This is a genomic window from Arthrobacter sp. 10T413_2, assembly GCF_056394205.1.
In genome coordinates this window covers 1-6643 of the sequence record NZ_JBFTHK010000209.1, presented here as the reverse complement: position 1 = coordinate 6643, position 6643 = coordinate 1, and the positions used below count along the sequence as shown (strand labels likewise).

Here is a 6643-nt window from a genome sequence, read left to right as displayed (position 1 = left end):
GGATGAGGTCGAATACCACTCGCTGATCACCACGGGCGCCGATCCCGTCGAAGCCGGAGGCAAGTAAGCCATGAGTTCCACTACCGTTGAGTCCACGACCTCGCCCCGCGGTGCCGACGCCCGCGCCCAGCGTTCCGGAGACGGCACCAGTTCCGGACCCGGCCCCACCTTCCCGCGGGTCCTCAACTCCGAATTCATCAAATTCCGCACCCTGCTCTCCACCCTGATCCTGCTTGGGTCCACGATTGTGGTGATGGTGGGGTTCGGGGCACTCTCCGCCTGGGGAACGGGGCAGTTCTCCGAGGCCKCGGCGCGGGACCCGCAGGCGGCCGCCAGGATCGCGGCGCAGGGCGGGGACCTMGCCGTCGGCGTCCCGACCTCCGGMATCGCGTTCGCCCAGCTMATCCTCGGCTCCCTCGGCGTGCTGCTGATGAGCTCGGAATTCACCACCGGCATGGCACGGTCCACGTTCGCGGCCGTGCCCAAGCGCATCCCGGCGTTCGCGGCCAAGCTCGTGGTGGTGGTGCTGACGTCCTTCGTGGTCACGGCCGCGTCCACCCTGGCCGCCGGTTTCGTCTCGGTGCCGATCCTGGACAACTACGGCCTTGGCCTTGACCTGGGCAGCTCGCAGTCGGTCAAGATGCTCATCGTCAACAGCATCTACGTGGCAGCCGTCGCGGCGATCGGCCTGGCCCTGGGCACCCTGATCCGCAACTCGGCGGGCGGCATCATGAGCCTGTTGGGCCTGTTCTTCGTGGCACCCATCGCCTTCCAGCTCATTCCGGGGGACTTCTTCGTGGAGGCCCGCAAGTACCTGCCGGGCAACACGGTGGATCCGCTCACAGCTTTGGACCACGTCCCGGACACCCTGGAAGCCTGGCAGGCCGGCCTGGTCTTGGGCGCCTGGGTTGTTGTTCCCGTCCTCCTCGCCGGCGTCCTGCTCAAGAAACGGGATGTCTAGGCCTGCAGATCCCACCGTCTAGGCTCAGAGCATGATCGATGCTGTGCCCGTGAAGGACGCGTCAGCCGCTCCGGCCGACACGTCCTTCGCCGAAATCACCGCACGCCGGCGCGGCCGGCTCCGCCGCTACCTGTTGGCCCGTCCGAGGGTCATGGATGTCCTGGTGGTGCTCTGCTACCTGCTCCTGGTCACACCCACGGCGGTCGAGTCACTCATCCATGGCGAATGGCAGGTCACCGTGCTGCTCGCGGCGGCCGCTCCCGTCCTGCTTTTCCGGCGCTCCCGACCGGTGCAGGTAGCGGCGGCCGTGGGGGCGCTGGAACTGGCCGTCACGTTCCTGCAGCCGTGGGGATCCAATGTCTCCGCCGGGCTCTGGTTTGCGCTGTACGCGGTGGCGGTGGTCCGCACCCGGCGTTTCGCCCTKACGGCTCTCGCCGTGACGACGGCCCCGCTCGTGCTCCTGTACTTCATGCTCGCGGTCGGCCCGCTGGACGGGCGGCTGCCGGACATGGCCGTCAGCACGCCGGAGAACTTCCAGCTGATCACGAGTATTKCGGCCGCCATCAGCATCACCCTTTCCAACGTGATCGCCACGGGGATCGGGATCTCGGTGCGGCAACGGCGGGAACACGAGCACGAGATAGCCGCCTGGGCGGCCCGAGCCCAGCAACTCGGCTCGGTCACTGAACGCAACCGGATCGCACGCGAAATGCACGATGTCGTGGCGCACTCGCTGACCGTCATGGTCAGCCTGTCCGACGGCRCCGCCGTCGTGGTCAAGAGGGACCCGCAGCGCGCCGCCGTCGTTCTCGAGGAACTCTCMCGGACAGGGCGGACCGCGCTGGCCGATATGCGGCGCGTCCTCGGCGTGCTGCGCGACGATTCCGCCGCCAGACACGCTCCGCGCGAACCGCTCGTGGACGGCAGCAGCCTCGCCAAACTGCTTGAAGGTTTCCGCACCGCGGGCCTGCCGCTGCACTACACGCACACCGGACCGGCGCTGCCCGGCGATGCGGCGTTCCAGCTGACCGTCTACAGGATCGTGCAGGAGTCGCTGACCAATGTGCTGCGCTACGGGCGTGCGCTGAGCCGCGTGGACGTGGGCATCGTCCGGAACGGTTCGCTCGTGACTATTGACGTGGCCGACGACGGCCGCGGCAGCGTGGAATTCGGCGGTCCGGGGGCCGGCGCGCACGCCGATTCACGGGAATCGCTCGGCACCGGCCAGGGAATTGCCGGGATGCGGGAGCGGGCCAAAATTTACGCTGGCACTGTGCAGGCGGGGCGCACCGGCAACGGCGGCTGGCGGGTGCACGCGGAGCTGAACTGCAATGAAGACACAACTCCACCAGCCGCAATACCAACAGCTCGAATACCAACAGCCGCAACACAAACAAGGGGGAAGAGTGGCCGACAAAGAACCCATACGCGTTCTGCTGGTGGATGACCAGCCGCTGCTTCGGATGGGGTTCCGACTCATCCTCGAGGGCGAGGATGACTTGTGCATCGTCGGCGAGGCGTCCGATGGCGCCGAAGCCGTCCGGCAAGCCCGGGAGCTCGTGCCCGACGTCGTCCTGATGGACGTCCGGATGCCGGTGCTGGACGGGATCGAGGCGACCCGAGCCATTGCAGCCTCGGCGTCCCGCGCCAAGATCATCATCCTGACCACCTTTGACCTCGATGAATACGCCTTTGCCGGGCTGCAGGCCGGTGCCTCGGCGTTCCTGCTCAAGGACGTGGCCCCCGCCGAACTGATCAGTGCTGTGCGGGTCGTGGCCAGCGGCGACGCCGTCGTGGCTCCGCGTGTCACGCAGCGGCTGCTGGAGACCTATGTCCGCGGTGCCGCTGGCGGCGCCAACCCGGCGGGGGCGGGCCCGTCCGGGGTGGACGGCGGTCCGGCCGGTAATCCGGCGCGTCCGGTGAGGGATCCCCTGCTGGAGGACCTGACCCCGCGCGAAACCGAAATGCTCGGGGCGATGGCGGAGGGTCTCTCCAACGCCGAAATCGCGCACAGGTACTTCCTGTCCGAGGCCACGGTCAAGACGCACGTGCGCCGGATCCTGACCAAGCTGCACCTCCGCGACCGCGTCCAGGCGGTTGTGTACGCCTACGAGACCGGGCTCGTGGTGCCGAGCAACGCGGATTACTAGCGACTGCTCGCCGAAGCGGACGACTGGCGGAAGCACCCCCATCGGACGGGCGCCTCCCCGACGGCTGGCGGGACAGGCGACCTGGTTACCGGCCGGTAGTTTTGAAGCAGTGGTTTCAGGCACATTACCAAATTGCCCTTGAGGCAACTTTGGTTGCTTGCTGCACCTCTTTGTTGGGTGATGGCCCGGTCTGACCCCGCGTCATTTGTAGGACTGCACAAGACGGGCCGTACACGAGGCGGTCTAGGGTGAAACGACATTGTGGCCCGCCGCACAGTATGGAACCCATGCATTGCCGGCATAAGAACGGGCCCGGACCCCCCACGAAGGACGGCGCTTCCATGCACGCTGACCAGCAGCTCTCAAAATCACTGAAACCCAGGCATCTATCCATGATCGCCATCGCCGGCGTGATCGGCGCCGGACTGTTTGTCGGTTCGGGCGCCGCGATCCAGCAGGCCGGCCCCGGCATCCTGGTGGCCTACGCCGCTGCGGGACTCGTCGTCATCCTCGTCATGCGCATGCTCGGCGAAATGGCTGCGGCCAACCCGGAAACCGGCTCATTCTCGACCTACGCGGACAAGGCCCTGGGCCGGTGGGCAGGGTTCAGCATCGGCTGGCTCTACGCATGGTTCTGGATCATTGTCCTCGGCATCGAAGCCACGGCCGGGGCGGCCATCATGCACCGCTGGGTACCCGGTATTGACCAGTGGGTCTGGGCGCTTGCCCTGATGGTGCTGCTGACGCTAACCAACCTCGGCTCCGTGAAATCGTACGGCGAGTTCGAATTCTGGTTCGCGTCCATCAAAGTCGCGGCAATCGTGCTCTTCCTGCTCTTCGGTGTCGCCGCGATCCTGGGCCTCATCCCGGGGGTCCCGGCGCCCGGGCTGGACAACCTGATCGGTCACGGCGGGTTCATGCCCAACGGTCCCGGCGCCGTTTTGGCCGGCATCCTCGTCGTCGTCTTCTCCTTCTTCGGGGCGGAAATTGCCACCATCGCCGCCGGCGAATCCGAGAACCCGGTCGACGCCGTCAAGAAGGCCGTGAAATCCACCGTCTGGCGCATCCTCGTCTTCTACATCGGATCCATCGCGATCGTGGTCACCCTGCTGCCCTGGAACTCCGCCTCCGTCGCTAAGAGCCCCTACGTTGCAGTCATCGAACTGTTCGGCATCCCCGGAGCCGGCACCATCATGGACATTGTGGTGCTGACCTCGGTGCTMTCCTGCCTGAACTCGGGCCTCTACACCGCCAGCCGCATGCTGTTCTCGCTGTCGCGGCGCGGGGACGCCCCCCGGTCCTGGATGCGGATCTCCAAGACCGGCGTGCCCTCCTCCGCTGTGCTGGCCTCCACGGTGGTCGGCTTCGTCACGGTCGGCCTGAACTACATCGCCCCGGACACTGTGTTCMTGTTCCTGGTCAACACCTCCGGCGCCATCGCGCTGTTCGTGTGGCTCGTGATCGCCGTCTCCCAGCTGATCCTGCGCCGCCGCATGGGCGCCGCCGCCAAGGACCTCCAGCTGAAGATGTGGCTCTTCCCGTACCTGACCTGGGCGGCCATCGTCAGCATCGTTGCGCTCCTGATCGGCATGGTGATCCTGGATTCCACGCGGGAATCGCTGGTCCTCTCGCTGGCACTCGCCGCCGTCGTCGTGGGACTCGGAGTCTTCCGCTACCGCAAGAACGGCGCCAAGGCCACCGTCCCCGCTATTGCCGAGGACCCGGCCGACAACGCCACGGTGAATCGTGCTGGGACTCCTGCCGGGGAATCATCCGCGGCTCCTGCCGGAGCTACGACCGAGGAAGTAACAGTAGGCGCCCGCCCGACGTCATAGGCTCCCCGCTCGCGCAGCGGTCCCGGACCACCGGACATGCCCTCCCCCGGCGCCCAGCAGTGGACATAATGCCTTCATGTCCACTCCTTGGCGCTAAGGGAGGGCATGTCCGTGTGCACCGACGCGGCCGCCCCAGCGCCCCGCGCGGCTCGGGCTAGACTCGAAACCATGCCAACACCGAGCTCTGCCGCAGACCACATCCAGGACCTCGGCGCCTATGTCAGCGCGTCGCCGTCGAGCTTCCACGCCGTCCACGAGGCCGCGCGCCGGCTGGACGAGGAAGGCTTCACCGGCCTCGACGAGCTGCAGCCCTGGCCGGCGCCCGCCGCCACGGCCGGCAAGTTCTACGTGATCCGCGACGGCGCCCTCATCGCCTGGGTGGTGCCCCCGGGCGCCGGACCGACCACGGGATTCAATATCCTCGGCGCCCACACGGATTCGCCGTCATTCAAACTCAAGCCCAAGCCCACCACGGGCAAGTTCGGCTGGCTGCAGGCGGGCGTCGAGGTTTACGGCGGCCCCCTCCTGAACTCCTGGCTGGACCGCGAACTCCAGCTCGCCGGCCGGCTCGTCATGCGCGACGGCACGCAGCACCTCACGGCCACCGGTCCGCTGCTGCGCTTCCCGCAGCTCGCCATCCACCTGGACCGGGCCGTGAACGAAGGACTGGCCCTGGACAAGCAGCAGCACATGAATCCGGTGTTCGGGCTGGGCGATCCCGCCGCCGAGGACTTGCTTGGCCTCCTCGCGGCGAAGGTCACGGATGCCGCAGTGGATCCGGCGCAGATCGGCGGGTACGACGTCGTCATCGCGGACACCCAGACCCCCGCGGTGTTCGGCGCGAAACGCGAATTCTTCGCTTCCGGCCGGCTCGATAACCTCTCCGCGACGCACGCCGGGCTCATGGCGCTGATCGCCCACTCCGGCACGCCCCTGCCGGAGGGTGCACCGATCGCCGTGCTGGCTGCCTTCGACCACGAGGAAATCGGCTCCGCATCACGCTCCGGCGCCTGCGGACCCGTCCTTGAAGACATTCTGGTGCGGATCTCCGACGGGCTCGGGGCTTCAGCGAGCCAGCGGCGGCAGGCCTTTGCGGCGTCGTTCTGTGTCTCCGCGGACGCGGGCCATGCCGTCCACCCGAACTACCCGGAACGGCACGACCCCGCCAACCGGCCGGTCCTGAACGGCGGCCCCCTGCTGAAGATCAACGCCAACCAGCGCTATGCCACCGACGCCGCCGGGGCCGCCCTCTGGGCGCGGCTGTGCACCGACGCCGGCATCCCGTACCAGGAATTCGTCTCCAACAACGTGATGCCGTGCGGCTCCACGATCGGCCCCCTGACGGCCACCCGGCTGGGGATCCGKACGGTCGACGTCGGGGTGCCCCTGCTCTCGATGCACTCGGCGCGCGAGCTGTGCGGGGTCGAGGACCCGCACCGGCTGGCCACGGTCACCCGGACGTTCTTCCGCACGCCGGCGTAACAGATCGGCGTAACAGCAGGTCAGCAGGGGGTTGGGCGGCAAACGGCGGACCCACATGGATCCTGCGGATACCCACAAAGTTGACTCCGATGCTGTGGCCGGGGTTCCGGGGCGGTCCTAGAGTTCAAGGCGTATGGAAGCCCCGCAGGTTGGTGGTCCAGGTTCCGGACTGCCGCGGAGAGTCACCCCCGACGCCTCCACGTGCGAGCGGTTTC

5 protein-coding genes are annotated in these 6643 nt (G+C 67.5%); all 5 read left to right on the top strand.

Translation table 11 applies throughout. From position 1 onward, the window contains the following. Nucleotides 1–70 precede the first annotated feature (70 nt). The 5 genes from AC1DBQ_RS20525 to AC1DBQ_RS20505 all read left to right on the top strand — a co-directional run bounded on the left by AC1DBQ_RS20525 (nucleotide 71) and on the right by AC1DBQ_RS20505 (nucleotide 6428). Nucleotides 71–961 carry an ABC transporter permease gene (locus AC1DBQ_RS20525; protein ID WP_476930265.1) on the top strand — a complete coding sequence of 297 codons (891 nt, stop codon included), beginning with the start codon at nucleotides 71–73 and terminating at the stop codon, nucleotides 959–961. A gap of 31 nt (nucleotides 962–992) precedes the next feature. Continuing rightward, nucleotides 993–2408, top strand: a complete 1416-nt coding sequence (locus AC1DBQ_RS20520) for a sensor histidine kinase (RefSeq protein ID WP_476930264.1) — start codon at nucleotides 993–995, stop codon at nucleotides 2406–2408. Nucleotides 2409–2424: 16 nt separating this feature from the next. Next, on the top strand, nucleotides 2425–3111 hold the full coding sequence (locus tag AC1DBQ_RS20515) for a response regulator (RefSeq protein ID WP_476930266.1): 687 nt from the start codon (nucleotides 2425–2427) through the stop codon (nucleotides 3109–3111). A 341-nt stretch (nucleotides 3112–3452) separates the two neighbouring features. Next, nucleotides 3453–4946 carry an amino acid permease gene (locus AC1DBQ_RS20510; protein WP_476930263.1) on the top strand — a complete coding sequence of 498 codons (1494 nt, stop codon included), beginning with the start codon at nucleotides 3453–3455 and terminating at the stop codon, nucleotides 4944–4946. A gap of 168 nt (nucleotides 4947–5114) precedes the next feature. Beyond that, nucleotides 5115–6428: a M18 family aminopeptidase gene (locus AC1DBQ_RS20505; RefSeq protein WP_476930262.1), complete on the top strand. Its 1314-nt coding sequence runs from the start codon at nucleotides 5115–5117 to the stop codon at nucleotides 6426–6428. Nucleotides 6429–6643 lie beyond the last annotated feature (215 nt).

Coding starts and splice junctions, on each gene's coding strand:
- AC1DBQ_RS20515 (WP_476930266.1), top strand. CDS start 2,425: ATGGGGTTCCGACTCATCCTCGAGGGCGAGGATGACTTGTGCATCGTC.